Here is an 18,028-nt window from a genome sequence, read left to right as displayed (position 1 = left end):
GCGGTTTTCCGGCCAGTTACGGCAGCGTTAGAAGTCTACGGTCATCAACGCTATGCGCATTTTCATATATCTTTTTCTTTTGATTATCGCTTCGAGTGGAAATACAACCGAACAAATCGACGATGTTTTCTTGGTCGGAGATGCGCATTATCTAATTGATGAGCGACCTCTCGAGCAGCGCATTTCACGAGACGATCTGATCGAGACTCTTGAGCCAGAAATGTGCACAGCTAGCTGGAGAGGTTATCGCGCTACATGGACGCTAAAAGATGAGTACCTATGGCTCTCCCACATTCAAATGAATCCATGCAGTAAACGATACGAATCAGTTGATGCTCAAGTGTTGTTTAGGCTGAAGAGCTATCCGATTAAGGCTGCATGGTTCACTGGAAGTTTAGTTCTTCCAGTAGGTGAGAAAAACTACATCTACAGAGAAGGTGTGGATCCGGAGCACTACTCAGTTGGAGATACGCTTGGGTATGATGTGGAGGCATTTGTATTTAACTTCGAGGCGGGGAAGCTCGTGTCGAAGGGATTGGAGCTCCTTGAAAAACGCTATGACTTCTAACAATGCAAGGTTGCCGCTTCGCTGGGACGTCAAAACCGCCGCTGCGCGTCGGTTCTGCCGCCCCAACTTGCAGCGTTAGGCGGCTCGGATAATCCGGAAGAGAATTCATGGCAAGATATTTACGTGATAAACAGATTCGAAACATCACGATTGACGCCAGCGCGCTTCGACAGATATTTCAAGCGTTCGCAGTTAACGGTTCTCGAATGCCAGAGTACTTAGCGTCCGATCCAGAAAATCGTGACGGGGCTTTGGCCGTCACGATCAGGTTTGACGAGAAAGGATATCGGACTTTTGATCTGGAAAGTCTGCTGCGCTATTTCAACGACGCCAAGGATGTAGAGCGAGTGATCTTCGAAGTTTTCACTGGCGATAGCCTTCGAACCAACCGTCAAACTGGCAGTTACGCTGATCTGAGGCTGGATCGTAGTGACAATGTATCTTGCTTTTTGACCGTATCTTCAGATGATGAGTCTTGGATGCAAGGCACGTTTGCAGCCATAGACGACGCCATATATCAGCATAAGAATCGCAATGTGGGGTCGGTCGGTTTTCGTAGAGTCCACCGGCTCAATATGCCACCTGACTGTGGCGGTGCTGCGTAGCGTACTGTACCGGGGATAGGTAACCGAGGCGCGCTTGTTTCCGAGTCCGGTTGTAGAAGATCTCAATATACTCCCGGATCGCTGCTCTCGCCTGCGCACGCGTCTCAAAGCGTTCATGGTGAATGAGCTCCGACTTCAGGATTCCCCAAACGCTCTCCATCGGCGCGTTGTCCCAACAGTTTCCTTTGCGGCTCATGGACGACAGCATCTGGTGCTGCCGTAGCAGCTGCTGATAGCTCCTCGCACAGTACTGACTGCCGCGATCGGAATGATGAAGAAGCCCAGGACCTGGTTGCCTGACATCGATCGCACGGCGCAGTGCCGTCTCCGTCAGGTTAACCGTCATCCGTTCCGACATCGCGTATCCGACAAGCTCCCCGTTGAACAGGTCTTTGATGCCTGCCAGGTACAGCCAGCCCTCGGCGGTGTCGACGTAGGTGAGATCCGTCAGCCACACCTTGTTCGGCACATCGACGGAGAACTGTCTGGCAAGCCGGTTCGGCGCCACAGGCAGCCTGTGCTTCGAGTCCGTGGTCACACGGAACCGCCGCTTCTGCTTGCAGCGAAGGCCCTGCTCGCGGCGAATACGCTTGATGCGGTGTACGCCGACACGAATACCGTTGTCGGCAAGATCGGACTGAAGTCGCTCGGGACCATACGTCCTGCGCGTGCGCTCGTGAGCCGCCTTGATCTCCAGCGTCAAACGCGCGTTCGCCTTCGACCGTGGTGACGGGCGGCCGCTTGCGCCAGGCGTAGTAGCCGCTCTCGGATACGTCCAGCAGACGGCACATCGCGGCGACAGAGTGCTCGTGCCGTAGCCGGTGAATCTGCGCGTACCTCACCGGGATTCCTTCGCGAAGTACGCCGCAAACTTTTTTAGCAGATCGCGCTCCTGCTTGACCTCAGCGAGCTCACGCCGGGCACGGGCCAGCTCCATCTCAAGCTCTGTGGGTGCGCGCTGATGCTCACCCACCTGCTTCAGCTTTCCTGCCCGGGCTGCACGCACCCAGTTACTGAGACTGCTCTTGGGGATCGACAGCCGCTCTGCCGCCTTCGCCACCGACATGCCGGTCGACTCAACCAGCTTCACGGCCTCAGCCCGGAACTCCGGCGTGTAAGATGCCTTGGGGATTCTTTCCATCGTTGTCCTCCAGATCGTAAAGATAAACGATCCGATGGACTCCACGAATTCCGACCGACCTCAATGCATGGCTTAAGAACCCATTCATTTACCTGCTCATTCAAATCACGGGCGTATTATCGGGCTTCGTATTGAGCCTCTGGGGTGGGTCTAAGATTGCACCTAAGCTGCAAATTGATAATGCTTTTCTTGTAAGTTTCCTACTTGTACTTCTCGTATTCTCCAATCTATGGACGCCTTTGAGTCAGGGGCTTCGCAATCTGGTCAAGTCGGCATTCCCGCAAGTACGCTTCTACCGGCCCGGTAAGGACAGAGTTGCTTGGCTTAAGCAGGCAGTTATAGGAGGTGTAGTTGTGGCGTTCGTGCTGTATTTTCTCGGGTTATTGTTCAACTATGCTGGAGATGCGTTGGGTGTATTTATCGCCGCCTAACAAGGCGAGGTTACGGACTCCAAAACCGCTGCGCGGTTGTCTCGCCCGCAACTCGCGGCGTTATGTGCACTGACTCATGAGAAGCGTCGCAGCTTTTCTATTGGTGTTGCTAGTGGCTCAGCACGGCAATGCTCATCACGGCGAGCAGTTGTATGTCGGGGTGTATCAGAGAACCGCAAAGTTAAGCGCATTTATCCCAAGCTGTGGCCATGATCGGTGGGACGTACCTAGAGGCTCTTTCTTCGTCATCGCCAATCCTGATGTGGTTGAGGTTTTGGAACACGGCTACTGGTCGGAAGAGGATACGATCCTTAAGCACGTCGCGGTGGATGGTGTGTTTCTTGATGAGGCTAAAGTGGGCTACGATGGGGTGATGTTCTTAACAAAAGCATCAGAGATTGATGTTGGGGGTAAATCCGCTCACGGAGTGAGCGTCCCGTGCACATAACAAGTCAAGGCTGCAAGGGCGCTTCGCGCCGGGACGCGCTAACGCGCGCTCCAGCTTGAAGCGTTATGTGGCCCAATTGCGATGCAACTAAATCAGAGGCTCTGCCTGTCATTCCTGATACTCGCATTTATGGGGTGCGCTAGCTCAGAATCGTTAGAAAGCGAATTTTGGTCTTTGTTACAGGAGGGGAATAGTTGCGTTGAGGATTTACAGTGCGTGCTAGTTGAGTCAGATTGCTGGCTACCTTGTGGCGATGCAGCTGTGAATCCAGAGAATATTCATCGGCTGGAGCACCTGGAGAAGCAATACATGAGATCTCGGGGTTTTTTAGATGGCAACACTTGCATCGCCGTACCAGCTTGTCGCACTGACAAGCGAGCAGAGTGTGTCTCTGGCCAATGCCAAGTCGTTTACTCAGATCAGGCCCTCTGAGTAGTGGCCGTGTCAATTTCGGGACGCCACATAACAAGTAGGGCAACCGGTCAGCAAAGCCGCCGGTTCCTTAGGCGTTACGTGTCCGGTTCTTAGCATGATAGAAATTCCCAAGAGTACGACTGATTTGCGACAAGCACTTTTGGGAGAAGATGTGCTCGGGGTAGTAGTTCGCGGTCATCTCTACTTGGAGGCAGCAATTCTCACGATTGTGGAATGCTTGCTGCCATATCCTAGCGAGATTAATTTGGATCGGGCGAGATTCGGCTTGAAGCTTGATTTGGCTCATGCGCTGGGCCTTTCGTCAGATCTTCGCGCTCCACTTCTGGCTGTGGACAAAATTCGGAATAAATTTGCTCACAACCCTTACGCGCAACTCGGCTCCGATTCAATCAACGCGTTATACGGTTCACTCTCGGCAAAGGACCGGGAGATGCTTTTACAGGCTTTCGAATCAACTGAACGGCAAGTGGAAAAGCCGCTCGAGGTGGAATTTCGGAAGCTTGGGGAGAAGGAACAATTTCTATTCATCGTGGTTACACTACACACATTGCTAGTGGTGGTAATTGATGAAGCTAAGAATCGTCAAAGAACACATAACAAGTCAGGGCTTGGGACGGCCTAACGGCCGCCCCAGCCTGAAGCGTTATGTGCTTGAGCGCGAGAGTTAACTCATGAGGAAAAAATTGACCTTTAAGGGTTCCTGTCACTGCCAAGCGATCAGATTTGAAATTGACTCAGACTTTCCGGAGCTCACCACCTGCGATTGCTCACTCTGCGTTCGTAAAAACGCGCTGATGGTAAAGGTACACGAATCATCAATGCGCATTACCTCCGGCCAAGATTGCCTGGGTACTTATCAATTTCACAGTCACACAGCGGAGCATTACTTCTGTAAAGTGTGTGGCATTTATCCGTTTCATCGAAAGCGCGTTACTCCTGATTATTTCGGGGTAAATGTGTTCTGCCTAGAGGACTTCGATTCCGCTGGTATTCCAGTACGTGCAACCGTTGGCGCAGGTATGAAGTAGTGTGTATTTGTCCGGCACATAACAAGAATGGGCAGTTCGCTTCCGTTGGTCGCCGGACGCGCTTACTGCGAGCCCGCTGCGGTCAGCGTTAATACTCTTATGAAAATACGTGCATACAACGAAAACGACAAAAATGAGGTCATTTCACTTTGGGGTGATTGTGGTCTTACAGTTGCACAAAATGATGCTGCTAAAGATATTGAGCGAAAGCTAAAAGTTGACCCAGACCTATTTCTAGTTGGTGTCAGCGAGAGCGAGATTGTCGCCTCAGTAATGGGTGGGTATGAAGGCCATCGCGGCTGGATTAACTATTTGGCTGTTAAACCCAGCGAACAACGCAAGGGTTATGGGCAAGCTATCATGCAAGCCGTTGAGATTCTCTTAAAAGGAAAAGGTTGTCCTAAAATCAACTTACAGGTTCGCAGCGCCAATGAGTCGGTCATAGCATTTTACTCTGCTATGGGTTACGAAAATGATAATGTCGTTGGCTTAGGTAAGCGGCTCGAATATGACTCGTAGCGAAGTATCAATAAGGCCAAGGAGTTCGCAGCCTCCGTCTGCCGGACTCGCTACACTACGTTTCACTCGTCGCAGTTGGCGGCGTTACGTGTCTATGAGCAAGTTTCGGAACTGCGCGGTTCTTCTTATAGCATTTTGGACTGCGGTAGCGATGGCGCAGAAACCCACTATTGTTGTAGACGAAGATGGTTTACTAAAGTTTGAAGGCCGTAACTGCGGTAACACGCCAATCCCGTACATGATCCATGAACTGAATCGTATGCAGCTAGAAGCAGAGGGGAAAAGTGAATTCGTTTCAATTCAGGAGCGCAATCTAGAACAAGGCGAGGAGGCTGCGAAGGAGCAGAATCGTGAGAACCTATCGGACCACGACACATAACAAGTACCGTCAGGTTGCCCCTTCTGGGGCCGGATACGCAAACCGCTGCGCGGTTGTTGTGCCGCTGCGTAAGGCGTTAGGCAGCTAATTCTATGCCAAAACTCGACGATGTGTGTGAGACCCTGAGGACGCATTCCAACATGCTTGCCCAGTCGCGTTCGGAAGTTTGGTCAGATACACCTTCTCCTATTGATGAGTCCGTCCGAGCTATATTGACTCGCGGAGTAGAGATTGTTTGGGGGGCTGTCGACTTAGGTATATCTGAAAATCCGACGGTTCTTGGGATAGTCTGCCGAAAGTTTCTAGAGTTATGCATTTCTCTCCATTGGGTGATCTCGAGCCCGGCTAGGGCTCAGCGGTATACCAACTTCGCGAAAGACGAGCTCGAACGGATAGCGTTGCTCCAAATGAAATCTGGGCTGCTGACTGTAAGATCAGCAAGTGACGATTCAGATCAGACAGAAGGCTTTTCCATGGCAGAGAGAAGCCTCCAAAGGGTGTCGCGATTGAGCAGCAAGCTAGAGAGTCAGGCATTTTCGACATATACACTGTTTTCTATCGAGCGGTGTCTCTAGATTTGCTTGGTAAATTGGAAACTGTAATTGAACCTGAAAAGAGGTCCCAGGTAGCGCTATTGCACTTGGAGGCAATAGGGGCGATTTCGCAGGTTTTTGCCCACACTGCGCTCTTGTGGCTAATGCACCGTAGCCGTACTTCCAATGAGTCGATTCGCGAGTTGCTGGGTCTGAATGAATCCGGCGCCTAGCAAGTCAAGGCGGCAAGGGCGCTTCACGCACGTACCGCTTTACAGCGGCCCCTGCTTGAAGCGTTAGCTGCCCTTGATCGAACTTGGAACCAAGGACGTGAACGTTGAATTTTCGGGTTCTAAGCTAGCACTGCTTTTTGGGAGTAAGGTCCTAGTCTACAAGCGCGATAATTTCGAACATATTCCGTTCCCGGGCTGCTGGGATTTCCCTGGAGGTGGTCGCGAAGGCCAAGAGTCACCAGAAGAGTGTGTTCTACGTGAATTGTATGAAGAGTTTGCGCTCTCTATCCCTGCTACTCGGCTTGCTTATAGGCGTAGGGTGACCAGCACAAGTGGCATAGGTAGCTCGTACTTCTTCGTAGCGAAAGGATTTCACTTCGAGATAGATGCCATCGTGTTTGGTGCAGAGGGGCAATACTGGGACTTGATGCAGATTGAAGACTTTCTCGCGCATCCACAAGCTGTTCCAGCGCTGGTTTCTCGGCTGAGGAGTTACCTTGAAGCAGTGTGCAGCTAACCAATGCGGGCTGGCGGGGCGTCAACCCGCTACTCGGCTCGCCGCCCCAGCCGCAAGCGTTAGGCATCTCACTGAACCTAGATGAGCTAGTAAACTCAGTGCGTGAAAGCGATTTGAGAGAGAGCCTCTCGTGCTGGGTCGAAGAATGGAAGCAAGATGATAAAGATATTGAGGCGCTTGTTAGTCTAATTGGCAAGTGGCACGGAAATGTTCGGTTCTAAGAAACGGATGCTTCAAACAAGTTCCACTCTGAATTTCAAAGTTTCAAACGTGCCGCAATAGATAATATTGGCGGCTTAACAGTAAACGAACGGTTGTACTGGTTTGGGTTTTTTAAGGCGTGGGAGAGCGGTAATGAAACTACACAAAATCGCTTGCGTAGCAAACTCCGTGCAAATGCCTAACAAGGCGCTGTTGTCGCAGCCTTCGGCTGGTGGGACGGCCTGCTGCGCAGCCCGATCTAAAGCTTGGCGTTATGTGTACTCGAAGACGGCTTTGGTGAATCGATGAGTGTTAGCGAAATGGAAAGTCTAACCAGTAGCGAATTTGTAGCGATAATTGAGTTTCTGCGGCGTTATGTTTCTGTCGACATGGATCCATTCGAGAACTGGAAGTTCGGTTCCAATAAAGGGAAAGTTTTCGTCGAATTCTCGTTGGCACCTCGCGGCCCCGAGAATGCTTACGACGATGTCGGTGGTTCACCATGAATATAGTCCGCAGTGTTTTCGCACACCTAACAAGTGGAGGCTGTAAAGGCGCCTCGCGACGGGATGTTGTAACCGCTGCGCGGTTCCGCCGCCCCAGCTTGAAGCGTTAGGTGACCCCCTCAAGCGAACAGATTAACGACGGGCATTACTTTGCTTGGGTCATTCTGTTGTGTGCCTTAGTAATTTTGGCAAAGGCATGGCTTATGTGGGACGAACGCAGGTGCCAGGAGAAATGTGAAGAATTGGGTCAGCGCTATTCGTACACGGCACCGATTTTGAAAAGAGCCTATAGAGGATTCAGTAGTTCTGGTAGATCCAGGAGCTGCGAATGTCATTAGCGATGGCAGAGGATTCGGTCACTTAACAAGTGAATCAACCACACGCCTTCGGCGCCTGACATGCTTGCAGCACGCCGGTTATTGAAGCGTATTGTGTACTCGAGGATATCGAAGGAGTATTTACCATGAAGAAAGCTTTTTGCTTATTGCTTTTAATTCTATTCCCGCTTCAGTCTTTAGCTGACGCGAAACTACATGTAGCGGCAAAGATTTACTCTGAAGGCGAGCTCATTGATGCGCCAAGCATCTCGATGAAGCGTGGTGCAGGGGCTGCCATATCGGTGGATGAGACGTACGATTTGTCGTTACAGGCGTCGCCCGAAGAGAGCGGTAAAATTTTACTTAGTGGCAGCCTAAGCCTATCAAGCGAGAATCACGCATTTTCTGTGCTAGTTGATCCTAATATTGAGTCCGAGTTAGAAATGGGTAGCACAAAAATCACGCTTCTCGTTATCGAGGCTTGAGCTTGGTCGCACACGTAACAAGTAAAGGCTGCAAGTGCGCTTCGCGCCGGGACGTCGTAACCGCTGCGCGGTCAAGCGGCCTCAGCTTGAAGCGTTAGGCGGGGGCATTGAATGTCGTGAGCAAGCTGTGGACGGCGGTCATGTTTTTCTCGCAAATTCTCGCGGCTCTCTGTGCTTTCTTGGCGTCCGCACCGTTCACTCCAGCCGTCGTGGCTGTAACCATTACACTGCCGCTTGGAGTCGTGGGGTGGGTGACAGGGAGGCGGCGCACTGGTTTTCTCGCCATATACTGGTCTCTTTGTTCCTCGGTCGCTTTCTTCACTCTGGGTCATTCATCCCGGGCGGGCGATAGCTTGTTGCTAACGTTCTTTGTGTTGGGTGTTGCTCTCAGCGTCGCACTATTAATTTCTTTTATAGCTGGACTTCGAAGCAATGTTGAGTTTTCGTAGTCATCTGTGTTCCCCGCCTCACAAGATGTGGCGTCAGCACACGGCGTTAACATTACAGGAAAGAAACGATAAGAGCTCAACGACGAAAATTTCGCTTTTGTATGCGCTACTAGGTCTAATTGTTTCTATTGCATTTGTCGCGTTTCTGGGGGCTATTCCAAGTATTAGAATATTTTCAAACGAAGCTGCTAGTTTTGGCGCTATGGCTGCTTTTGTGCATTTAGTAACAAAAAGTGTAGCGAGTTCTTCTGAGCAATTAGATACAAATGACGAGCAAAGTAATGCTAACCAGCAATCGAAGTGCACGGCTTAAAAACGCCGCCACTAGCTTGAAGCGTTAGCTAGCAAGAATGACTCCGCTGCATACTGACGACTTTTTGATCCGGCCGTTTGAGGCTAGAGACGTGAGTCGGTTTGTAGCCGCTGTTCACGAAACTGCCACTACTCTCGAACCAACCATGCCGTGGTGGAAGCCAGACTACTCAGCGAAAGATGCGAGCAAGTTTTTTGCATCCTGCGCAGAAGGCATCACGGCCCAAAAGGCTTATGATGTCGGAATTTTTCAGACCGATGGAAGCACGTTTATTGGCGGTATCTCCGTCAATCGCATCGACCCTGATTATCGAATCGGCTATGTCGGTTACTGGGTTCGGGAATCAATGCAGAATCGTGGCTTGTGCACAATGGCAACCGAGGCGATTATTGAGTTTGGCATGAATACCCTTGGCTTGGTGAGGTTGGAGATTGTCACTATGGTCGATAACTCATCAAGTCGTCGGGTTGCTGAGAAAGTCGGAGCAACTTTGGAATGCATTGCCAAGAATAGAATTATGCACAAGGGCGTGCCGCTGCCTGCTGCCGTTTATTCGATCGTTCCAGGATCAGGCTAGCTAACCAGTTCGAGCAAGCCGCGGCCTTCGGGGGCTGGACCCGCCGCTTCGCGCCCGACCCCTGTTGCAGACGTTAGAGGTCAGAGTATGGGTGATACTGAGCTAAAAGTTCCAACAACAGACTCGCGTGATCATGCTCACGCGGTAAATAGGGCAGCGCTCGCATCCGTGCCTATTGTCGGTGCAGCGGCATCGGAGCTGTTTACTTCGTTGGTGACGCCTCCAATCGAACGTCGGAAATCCGAATAGATGCAGGATGTGGCTGCAGAGCTTCAACGCCTTGCTCAGAGTGATCAAATATCCCTGCAATCCCTTCTGGAACACGAAGAATTTATCGATGTACTAATCGAAGCTACGCAGATCGTTCTTCGCACTTCAGTAACCGAGAAGAAAGCCGCGCTGAAGAATGCTGTGATTAACTCTGCTCTGCCCAATCCGCCGGAAGCCTCCTTACAGAATATCTATCTACGCTTTGTAGACGATCTAACGTCTTGGCATCTTCGAGTTCTTTCTCTCTTTCATGATCCGCGGCAATGGTTCATGGATCACGGCCGAAAGTCTCCCGAGTTTACGATGACCAGCAGCTTGGGCGCATTGCTTGAAAAAGCCTTCCCCGAGCTAGCTGGGCGAAGAGAATTCTATGACTTTATCTCAAAGGACCTATACCTGAAGGGATTACTATCCACTGATGGTCTACACACTATGATGACTGCGTCTGGTACTTATGAGTCTAGGTCTACAGATCTCGGAAAAGGGTTGATTCGTTTTATTTCAATTTCTGATTTATGACATCTACTAAGGCTAGGCAAGCCGCTTCGTTGGAAGTCAAACCTGCGGTTTGCCGCCGCACCTCGCGACGATAGGACGCTTCTATATGTCATTTCAGGTCGATAATTTTGCAGCTTTTTTTCTACATCTGGATGAACTCAAAACCGTGGAACGCCGAACTTACGTTAGAGGTGGTGAGCGCCGTGAAAATTCCGCGGAGCATTCATGGCATCTAGCGATGGCGTGCTGGTGTTATGCAGAATCTCTCCATGACGATTTCGACGTGGACCGTTTGATCAAACTCGCGCTTGTCCATGATCTTGGGGAGATTGGGGCTGGAGACACGTTTCTCTATGCGGACACCAGGGAAGTTGCACATGTTGCCAAGCGCGAGAGTGTCGGCAACACAGCGGCATTCGCTGGAAACGCGATTAGCGATTTGGTTCAGCTATGGGAAGAGCAAGAGACCGGCACTACTAAAGAAGCAGTCTTGCTGAAAGTAATGGATCGTTTGCTACCCTTTTTGCACAACATCACAAGCAACGGTCGTGCGTGGCAGGAGAACGGCATTTGCAAAAGCCAGGTGTTAAAAATGCATGGATTTATAGCTGATGAAAGTCCTGAAATTTGGTCCTGGCTAACATCGAAGGTTGAGGCTGCGGTGGAGCAGGGATGGTTGGATGCATCCTAAAAAATTAAGTTAATTGGACGCGCCCTCCGCGCGCCGCTGCTTAAAGTGTTAGGTGTCATTGAATCGCCACCAGTTCTCTAGACACTTTCCAGCTGTTTTTCGTGATGCTGTTCGTAGTCTACAGGTGACAGCAGGCTGTTCGAGCCATGCCGGCGTCTGACGTTGTAGAACATCTCGATATAGTCAAAGATATCGGCCCGGGCATCCTGCCGGGTCGGATATATCTTGCGCTTCACGCGCTCGCGTTTCAGTAGCTGGAAGAAGCTTTCAGCGACTGCGTTGTCATGGCAGTTGCCGCGTCTGCTCATACTGCCCTCAAGGCCGTTTGCGCGTAGAAACGCGCTCCAGTCATAGCTTGTGTATTGACTGCCCTGGTCCGAATGAACAAGTACCTTGCTCACCGGCTTGCGACGCCACACCGACATCAACAAGGCATCTAGAACCAGATCGCTCGTGATCCGTGATTGCATCGACCAGCCAATCACCCGGCGCGAGAATAAGTCGATGACCACGGCCAGGTACAACCAGCCTTCGTGGGTCCGAATATGGGTGATGTCGGTCGCCCATCGCTCGTTCGGCGCAGCCGGATTAAACTGTCTCTGCAGTACGTTAGGCGTCACATCATGCGCTTTGCCAACCTTATGCCGTGGCTTGCGATATCCAACCTGCGCCCTGATTCCAGCGTCTTTCATGAGACGGTGGACACGGTTGGGGCCGCAACACTCGCCTATTTCATGCAAATCACGATGGATCTTCCGATAGCCATACACAGCACCGGACTCGAGCCAGAACTGCTTGATCAGGCCAGAGAGCCGCTTGTCCTCACAACCGCGAGCCGATAGCGGCTGTCGACGCCACGCATAGAAACCGCTGGGGTGAACGTTAAGCAAAGAACACAGATGCCGCACCGGCAACTGGTGGCGATGGGATTGAATAAAAGCGTACCTCACTCGGATTGGCTCGCGAAGTACGCCGCGGCTTTTTTTAGAATGTCACGCTCCTCCGTGACACGCTTAAGCTCTTTTTGTAGCCGACGAATCTCGGCCTGATCATCAGCCTCCACTCGATGTTGCTCAGCAGCCGGCCCGTACTTCTTCACCCAGGCATACAGACTGTGCGTCGTCACGCCCAGCCGACTGGCCACGTCCGCCACGCTGTAGCCGCGATCCGTGATCTGGCGAACGGCTTCTCTCTTGAATTCTTCGGGGTAACGCTTGTTGCTCATAAACACCTCTCTGATAGCCATTTTGTATGGCTGAAAGGTGTCTAGCAAACTGGTGGCGATTCACATGGTAGACGCAAGATGATAGCTAAAGAACAATCGACTCGAATGGCAGATGCGATTGTTGACGCTGCAGCCGCGCCAATGAAGCATAAACGCCGAGAAAGACTGGAGCGGCGATATCGATGGGCCTTTGGCGATGCATATATAGATATATGCTTATATGGCTCCCATACGTCTGCTTTCGGCGTTAGGCCCGAAAAATGAAGGCTCGAGATTTTTTGGAAACGGTCTGTGAGCGTCTGAAAGCGCAATACGACGCCTACACGATCCTGCTTTACGGTTCATTGGCGGATGGATCGGCGAACGCCGATAGTGATCTCGATATCGCCGCTTTTAGCCCCGTAGATAGGGTGACCCGAGTAGCGGAGATTCAAGATGGCATCTTTATTGATGCATTCATCTACCCGGAGTCCGTACTTGATGCCCCTGAAGAAGAGCATCTAAGGTTTCGGGGTGCTGAGATTCTCTTTCAAAAGACCGAATCTGCGGCGGTGTTGTTCGAGCGTCTGGATGAACTCTACGTGTCAGGCCCAGCACCTTTGCCGGCGGACGAGATCACGGTTCGCAGAATCTGGGCAACGAAGATGGTGGCTCGCATGCAGCGCGCAGACGCCGAAGGCAACTATCGCCGTCACTGGTTACTTACAGCGTTGTTAGAAGATTACTTCCATCTTCGCGGCTTGTGGTTTGAAGGGCCGAAAAAGGCCCTGTCTTGGCTCCGCACCCACGATTCAGCGACGTTGAAGGCATTGGAGGCCGCGCTTGAGCCTGGCGCGCCGATCACCTCAATCGAGATTGCTGTAGACCGTGTCTTGAATGCGTCTGTTCCAGATCCAGAGGGTGCCAGCGGTTTCGATACCCCGCGTGGCACGGGTACCTAACAGGGTGCTGCGCTCCACCTTTGCCCTGGGGGACCCTTGTGCCGTTCCAAAGGTACGCATCGCCTCAAAAATGCCTGAGTACCGCCGTTAGATGCTTTCTTTTATTGAAGCCTACAACCACGTTAATCGGGCAATAGCGCTTGCTAGGTTGCAAAGAGACGATGCCTACACGCTGGGCACCGCAGAGTTTCGAGAGTTCTTTTCAGTGACCACATTACGCCTCGAAAGAGTGCGCTTACACAAAGATGCTCCGGAGCACGCGGTTGCCGTGTGGTCCGCAGAGTCTTGATCGAGTCCTAGGATGCTTCGAATCCTGAAAAACCTTGCACTGTACCTAACGATAGCGCTACTCCTTGCAATATTGACCGTTGGACTAATGAATACGTACTTGGGGGTAGACAGCCCGATACGGCCGACTGTGGAGCGGATAGTGTCCGCAATACCACCCCTTCTACGGTTGGCTAAAAAAATAGCCGGCCTGTCCTCGAAGCCGTCTGCGGAAGCTTCAGCCTCAACAATCAGCGGATCAACCGTGATACAGGCGGGCGGCGGCGCTTGGCACCAGTCCGTTGGAGAAAGCGCCAGTCTCTGCGGTGTGCCGGGCGTAGAAGAGGTGCCCCTCTGGTCCGAGCGAACAGCGTACACCTGGGTGAATGAGGACGGTGTACGTAGCTTTGGCGACAACGCGCCATCGTCGGCATCCGCCCAAACCTTCGGTATGGATGAAGGGGATCGGGACTTCACCCTCAGCTTGCGTTGGGAGGGTGTGTCGCCCAACCGAACGTTTGAAGGTCGGATCCGCGCCGGGGCCATGCGCATCTATGATCAATGGGGAGAGTGGATCGGCTATGACGCCTTGGTGCGAAGTCGGATTACTCTGCGTATCACGAGTAATCGTGACGCCTTTTTGCGTGATTGGGGAGGCGACCCCGGGGGCCCAATACCCAACGGATTTTACAGTCTGATACGCAATGAAGCCGTCATTTTTTACGATTCGGCCAGAACGAGTGAGGCAAAACTGCTTCAGGTCGCGTTTCATGAGCTCGCTCACTTGATCTCTACCTGGCAGGTGGGCTCGCTGCCGACATGGTACGGCGAGGGGATAGCCGAGTATTTCGAGACAATGGATGTGGAATGGCAGTCTGCCCAGTTTCGCTCAGCGGACGCCTGGCGCCAGCGGGTCGCTCGGGACGGCGCTATGGGGCTTAGCGAACTGCTCGCTTTAAACGCAGCTGAGTGGTTTTCTGGGAATATCGGTCAGCGCTACGCCACCGCCGGCGCCTTGGTGACGTTTATGACCACAACCGACGCAGGACGAGCCGCGTTGACCGATCTTGCACAGCAAGCTCATGCCGTACGCTGCAAAAAACGCTCTGCGAAGCAGGGCTTAACACCCTCCGAGTATCCCGGTGGCGTTGTCCGTCTCGAGCGCGATTTTCGGCGCTGGCTCGAGCAATCACCTAACCACTGAAGAGTTCTGATAGGTTAACCGCTTTAGGTTGTTAGGATCTGCGGACGAGCACTTACAAGCGTCACCCACTAACGCTATCTACGACAGGATTAAAGAGATGCAGTCTATTCACCGCACCTTGCTCTTGATTTGTCTGATAGCTGCGTCTCCCGTAAACGCCAAAAATGCACTCGACGAGTACAACGGTCTTCGAAAAGAAGCTGAGCACTCTTCGCTAGCGCAGCTGAAGTTAAAGCTCATTCTTGATGACTGTAAATCTTTGCTAGGTATCGCCGATTCGCAGGAATTTGAGGCGATGGTTGAAAGCGTAAAGGCAAACAACGATGACTTCTTTGATGAATGGGAAGTAGATGTTCGTCGGCAGTACGACAAGTGTGGCACGCTGATCACATCCTTCAAAAGCGAGGAGGGATACAGCGCGCAGAGGCGCAGGTGGCTTCAAAAATCCGTAAAAGGTGGGTCAGTGTTAGCCAAGCTCATCGCTTTGGATGAAGAGTCGAAACGATACACCTTCAACCGACAGCTCAGAAGCAAAGGGCTGACCGAAGAGGTTGTCGAAAAGCCATGTATGGACAATTTTGAAGAGCTGTTATGTGGGGCGCTTTCGGAAGCCTATGAACATGGGGATCAGCGGCTGAAGCAAGCGGCCATTTTTCAGGTACACAGGAAGTTTCGATATGACGAGTCTGCAGCTATCGGAGCGTCTGATTATGAAGTGATTTCTGCGGAACATGAACATGCTCTCAGGGCGCTTCGCAGCGAGACGGATGAACTCCCATGGGAGTACCTATCATGCAAATACAGCCAAGCTTGCACGATAAAGATGTTCGCTGACCACTTACTTGAGGGCTATGGCATTACCGAGATTGACGATGTTGTCGCTATTGCAGACTATTACGAGCGGTGTATCACGGCTAAGGACTGGGTTGCTCTAGGTCTGCATGAGTAAGGGGCAGGTTAGTTTCAGGTTGGTTTTGGCGTTTTTTGGGAAAAAGGCCAAGCCCGCTGCCTTACCCCTCGCTCGCTCTTACAGAACGAGCCCTAGAGCCGCCGGTTGCGGGCGTCATTGCAAGCGCAACTGATAATCACAAGAAGTATCTAGGGCCGTTGCCTAGGCAGCTGATACCACTTGAAAAATTCCCAATAACTGTTGTCTGCGATAAGCTCAATCCATTGTTAAGTCATGCAAGTCGGCAGACTGTCCCTGTCTATTTGCCTGCTGTGAGAACCGAGCATATGTATCCACTCCTTCGAGTAGCCGCGGCGTGTACGTTTTTGGCGCTTGTTGCCTGCGGTGGCGGCGGAGGTGGCGGAGCTAGCAACCCTGCCACTCCTCCCGCTTTTGCTCCTGCACCTTCGCCTAGCACTACCACCGATATTGATGACCTCTTGGCAGTCGTCAGTTTCTTCAGGACTAGTTCTATCGGGCAAAATTACGCGCTGCGTATCGAGCTAAAAAACCAAGGCCAGTCACAGTTTATTGGCAATCAAGATGCTGAGTGGGCGGTTTTTCTTGGTCCTCATATCAATGCGGTGCCTCGTCAAGACCTTTCGCCAATGCGAGTCGATACACGATCACCCGTGTTAATAGACACTCTCAGCAGTATCACGGTGGAAAGCAATGCCAGTACTCGCATCGATACCGACCTTCGATCTAGGGATCTGGACAATGGGACGTACATTCGAGTGTGCCTTACAATTGAGGGTGAGCCCATACTTGATACCTGTAGTGAAGTTTTCCAATATCGAGAAAATATCTCGGTGCCCTACGTCACGGGCTCAGAAGTAGCCTCGCGAGAAATTGGAGTGGACGGACGCTATGGCTCGGCGACGCTCGATGTTCTTGCTAGACGACTGGACCCGTTTCTCGTCGCCAATTTCTATCTGTCCGAAAATGCTCCTGACATTCAATTTGCGATTGCCGACGGCGTGTACCGTGCGTTCGTCTATGACGCAACGACGTCGGATTTCGCTCCCGGACTGCCGGGGGACATCATCAGCGATGTCGCGCTCACGGATCTTGATTCAGCTGACTTTTTTGGAGAGCCAGAGGGCGGCGTATGGCGTGCACTTCAAGCCGCGAAACCCGAAACCTACGACCCCAACAACACATCCCTAGCTCGATTTTTTGGTGAGAACGTCAGTGCCCCTTCAAGAATTGGAATTTGTCTGATAACTAATCCATCGAATGTCATTGTGGCGTGTTCGGAGGAACTGGAAGAGGGCTTTGTAGGGCCTCCGATTTGCAGTGAGGGCTTTATCCAGGTCGGTACGGAGACGGAGAATATGATGGCTTGCCAGAATGTCTCGCCTCCACAGGGGGGGTTGTGCTTAGCGCAGTTTCAGGGAGCGACATTATTCAGTGAGAGCGACACCGTACTCGAAATTGGTGCGACACTCTCGACGGTGGGCTGTTCGGGAGACACGACGATCAACGTCGCGGTGCCTTTTGCGCTGGCTGATGGCACGGTCACTATTACGGGAGTCGTTTGCGCAGAAGAGGACGCACCGTGGGCGTGTACCATCGTCTCACCCTCGGATGGAATGTATGACCTACGCATTGCCGCACCGCAGTGCGCGATAGGTTCGAGCGCCAGTACCCTCTTTGCAGAGACAGAGGGCAGAACATTAGATGCACTGGCGCTGTCAGGCTTTTGCTCTGGAACCACAACCCCTCCGTCTACCAGTCTTGAGATCGTTCCGCCTTGCGAACTCCCCTGCGCGTATACCGAGTTCGCTATCGATAATGAGCCCTCCTTCACGCGGCCGGATGGTGCGGTTTTTGATACGGACTCGCTGGATTTTTCTTTGGACGAGGCTTCTGGTTTAGTCCGTGCAAGCGTTGGCGTCTACTGGACCGGGCCGCGCTGTGGCGAGGGTTCACCTCCGCAGCCTACCGATACTTGCACTTTGAACATTACCCTGCTCGATGTAAGCAATGGCACCTCCGAGACACGGTTCGGCGTCGATAACACCGCTGACAAATGCGGTGATGCCCGATGCGTCCCTGTTGTTTTAACTGGGGCGCAAACAGTCTTCACGACTCGAGAGCTTAATTGTAGCTCGACATACGTGTTAGAGATGCAGCAAGCCCGCGCGGACGCACCGATGGCGGATGCGGAGCTGTTAGCGGCACTTCTCTTTGAAACACCTGCATGCGATAAGTTATGAGCGGCGTCTACCGCGGTAACGGTGCCTTCTGCAACACCCGCATGGCTATCTTAGTGTGTGGCGAGTTAGTGAGACA

Annotated in this window: 18 protein-coding genes and 1 pseudogene; 17 read left to right on the top strand and 2 right to left on the bottom strand. The window is 52.1% G+C overall.

Annotation, left to right across the window (positions count from 1 at the left end; translation table 11 throughout):
* Positions 1-52: 52 nt before the first annotated feature.
* Both KT71_RS16375 and KT71_RS16370 read left to right on the top strand, forming a co-directional pair.
* Complete coding sequence (locus tag KT71_RS16375; protein ID WP_008294232.1) at positions 53-568, top strand: hypothetical protein; 516 nt, start codon at positions 53-55, stop codon at positions 566-568.
* A 107-nt stretch (positions 569-675) separates the two neighbouring features.
* Positions 676-1,173, top strand: coding sequence for a hypothetical protein (locus tag KT71_RS16370; RefSeq protein ID WP_023660224.1), 498 nt, complete (start codon positions 676-678; stop codon positions 1,171-1,173).
* Here the strand turns inward: KT71_RS16370 and KT71_RS16365 are convergent.
* Positions 1,139-2,314: pseudogene (locus tag KT71_RS16365) on the bottom strand (IS3 family transposase). The gene KT71_RS16370 and the pseudogene KT71_RS16365 sit on opposite strands and share 35 nt — an antisense overlap.
* A 507-nt stretch (positions 2,315-2,821) precedes the next feature.
* Here KT71_RS16365 and KT71_RS16350 point away from each other — a divergent pair.
* From KT71_RS16350 to KT71_RS16295, 11 genes are all read left to right on the top strand, one after another.
* Complete coding sequence (locus tag KT71_RS16350; protein ID WP_008294237.1) at positions 2,822-3,193, top strand: hypothetical protein; 372 nt, start codon at positions 2,822-2,824, stop codon at positions 3,191-3,193.
* Between the two features lie 529 nt (positions 3,194-3,722).
* Complete coding sequence (locus tag KT71_RS16345) at positions 3,723-4,250, top strand: hypothetical protein (protein WP_008294238.1); 528 nt, start codon at positions 3,723-3,725, stop codon at positions 4,248-4,250.
* Between the two features lie 49 nt (positions 4,251-4,299).
* Complete coding sequence (locus tag KT71_RS21440) at positions 4,300-4,656, top strand: GFA family protein (RefSeq protein ID WP_023660222.1); 357 nt, start codon at positions 4,300-4,302, stop codon at positions 4,654-4,656.
* Positions 4,657-4,683: 27 nt separating this feature from the next.
* Positions 4,684-5,175, top strand: coding sequence for a GNAT family acetyltransferase (locus KT71_RS16340; protein ID WP_008294240.1), 492 nt, complete (start codon positions 4,684-4,686; stop codon positions 5,173-5,175).
* Between the two features lie 94 nt (positions 5,176-5,269).
* Entirely contained in the window at positions 5,270-5,554 is a 285-nt protein-coding gene (locus tag KT71_RS16335; protein WP_040362444.1) for a hypothetical protein, read from the top strand.
* 863 nt (positions 5,555-6,417) lie between these two features.
* Positions 6,418-6,837, top strand: coding sequence for an NUDIX hydrolase (locus KT71_RS16325; protein WP_040363364.1), 420 nt, complete (start codon positions 6,418-6,420; stop codon positions 6,835-6,837).
* Between the two features lie 1,170 nt (positions 6,838-8,007).
* Positions 8,008-8,346 carry a hypothetical protein gene (locus tag KT71_RS16315; RefSeq protein WP_008294246.1) on the top strand — a complete coding sequence of 113 codons (339 nt, stop codon included), beginning with the start codon at positions 8,008-8,010 and terminating at the stop codon, positions 8,344-8,346.
* A 432-nt stretch (positions 8,347-8,778) separates the two neighbouring features.
* Entirely contained in the window at positions 8,779-9,108 is a 330-nt protein-coding gene (locus tag KT71_RS20590) for a hypothetical protein (protein WP_023660220.1), read from the top strand.
* A 37-nt stretch (positions 9,109-9,145) separates the two neighbouring features.
* Entirely contained in the window at positions 9,146-9,685 is a 540-nt protein-coding gene (locus KT71_RS16305) for a GNAT family N-acetyltransferase (protein WP_008294247.1), read from the top strand.
* A 249-nt stretch (positions 9,686-9,934) separates the two neighbouring features.
* Positions 9,935-10,474, top strand: coding sequence for a hypothetical protein (locus KT71_RS16300; protein WP_008294248.1), 540 nt, complete (start codon positions 9,935-9,937; stop codon positions 10,472-10,474).
* A gap of 85 nt (positions 10,475-10,559) precedes the next feature.
* A complete protein-coding gene (locus KT71_RS16295; protein ID WP_008294249.1) occupies positions 10,560-11,144 on the top strand; it encodes an HD domain-containing protein in 585 nt (194 codons plus the stop codon).
* A gap of 77 nt (positions 11,145-11,221) precedes the next feature.
* Here the strand turns inward: KT71_RS16295 and KT71_RS16290 are convergent.
* Positions 11,222-12,369, bottom strand: a protein-coding gene (locus KT71_RS16290; protein ID WP_169729177.1) for an IS3-like element ISGpr2 family transposase whose coding sequence is annotated in 2 segments (ribosomal slippage) — positions 11,222-12,132 and positions 12,132-12,369 — 1,149 coding nt in all. Because the reading frame shifts where the segments join, the coding sequence is not laid out codon by codon here.
* A 260-nt stretch (positions 12,370-12,629) separates the two neighbouring features.
* On the opposite strand from KT71_RS16290, the gene KT71_RS16280 reads away from it, so the two are divergent.
* The 4 genes from KT71_RS16280 (at position 12,630) to KT71_RS16265 (ending at position 17,952) form a co-directional block, all read left to right on the top strand.
* Positions 12,630-13,310 (top strand): nucleotidyltransferase domain-containing protein, encoded by a 681-nt coding sequence (locus tag KT71_RS16280; RefSeq protein ID WP_008294250.1) that lies wholly within the window; start codon positions 12,630-12,632, stop codon positions 13,308-13,310.
* A gap of 532 nt (positions 13,311-13,842) precedes the next feature.
* On the top strand, positions 13,843-14,781 hold the full coding sequence (locus tag KT71_RS16275; RefSeq protein WP_008294252.1) for a hypothetical protein: 939 nt from the start codon (positions 13,843-13,845) through the stop codon (positions 14,779-14,781).
* 97 nt (positions 14,782-14,878) lie between these two features.
* Entirely contained in the window at positions 14,879-15,730 is an 852-nt protein-coding gene (locus KT71_RS16270; RefSeq protein ID WP_023660217.1) for a hypothetical protein, read from the top strand.
* A gap of 326 nt (positions 15,731-16,056) precedes the next feature.
* Complete coding sequence (locus KT71_RS16265; RefSeq protein WP_169729132.1) at positions 16,057-17,952, top strand: hypothetical protein; 1,896 nt, start codon at positions 16,057-16,059, stop codon at positions 17,950-17,952.
* Positions 17,953-18,028: the final 76 nt, after the last annotated feature.

Source organism: Congregibacter litoralis KT71 (assembly GCF_000153125.2).
GTDB lineage: Bacteria > Pseudomonadota > Gammaproteobacteria > Pseudomonadales > Halieaceae > Congregibacter > Congregibacter litoralis.
This window is presented reverse-complemented; position numbering and strand designations above follow the sequence as displayed.

Coding starts and splice junctions, on each gene's coding strand:
- KT71_RS16375 (WP_008294232.1), top strand. CDS start 53: ATGCGCATTTTCATATATCTTTTTCTTTTGATTATCGCTTCGAGTGGA.
- KT71_RS16370 (WP_023660224.1), top strand. CDS start 676: ATGGCAAGATATTTACGTGATAAACAGATTCGAAACATCACGATTGAC.
- KT71_RS16350 (WP_008294237.1), top strand. CDS start 2,822: ATGAGAAGCGTCGCAGCTTTTCTATTGGTGTTGCTAGTGGCTCAGCAC.
- KT71_RS16345 (WP_008294238.1), top strand. CDS start 3,723: ATGATAGAAATTCCCAAGAGTACGACTGATTTGCGACAAGCACTTTTG.
- KT71_RS21440 (WP_023660222.1), top strand. CDS start 4,300: ATGAGGAAAAAATTGACCTTTAAGGGTTCCTGTCACTGCCAAGCGATC.
- KT71_RS16340 (WP_008294240.1), top strand. CDS start 4,684: ATGGGCAGTTCGCTTCCGTTGGTCGCCGGACGCGCTTACTGCGAGCCC.
- KT71_RS16335 (WP_040362444.1), top strand. CDS start 5,270: ATGAGCAAGTTTCGGAACTGCGCGGTTCTTCTTATAGCATTTTGGACT.
- KT71_RS16315 (WP_008294246.1), top strand. CDS start 8,008: ATGAAGAAAGCTTTTTGCTTATTGCTTTTAATTCTATTCCCGCTTCAG.
- KT71_RS20590 (WP_023660220.1), top strand. CDS start 8,779: ATGTTGAGTTTTCGTAGTCATCTGTGTTCCCCGCCTCACAAGATGTGG.
- KT71_RS16305 (WP_008294247.1), top strand. CDS start 9,146: ATGACTCCGCTGCATACTGACGACTTTTTGATCCGGCCGTTTGAGGCT.
- KT71_RS16300 (WP_008294248.1), top strand. CDS start 9,935: ATGCAGGATGTGGCTGCAGAGCTTCAACGCCTTGCTCAGAGTGATCAA.
- KT71_RS16295 (WP_008294249.1), top strand. CDS start 10,560: ATGTCATTTCAGGTCGATAATTTTGCAGCTTTTTTTCTACATCTGGAT.
- KT71_RS16280 (WP_008294250.1), top strand. CDS start 12,630: ATGAAGGCTCGAGATTTTTTGGAAACGGTCTGTGAGCGTCTGAAAGCG.
- KT71_RS16270 (WP_023660217.1), top strand. CDS start 14,879: ATGCAGTCTATTCACCGCACCTTGCTCTTGATTTGTCTGATAGCTGCG.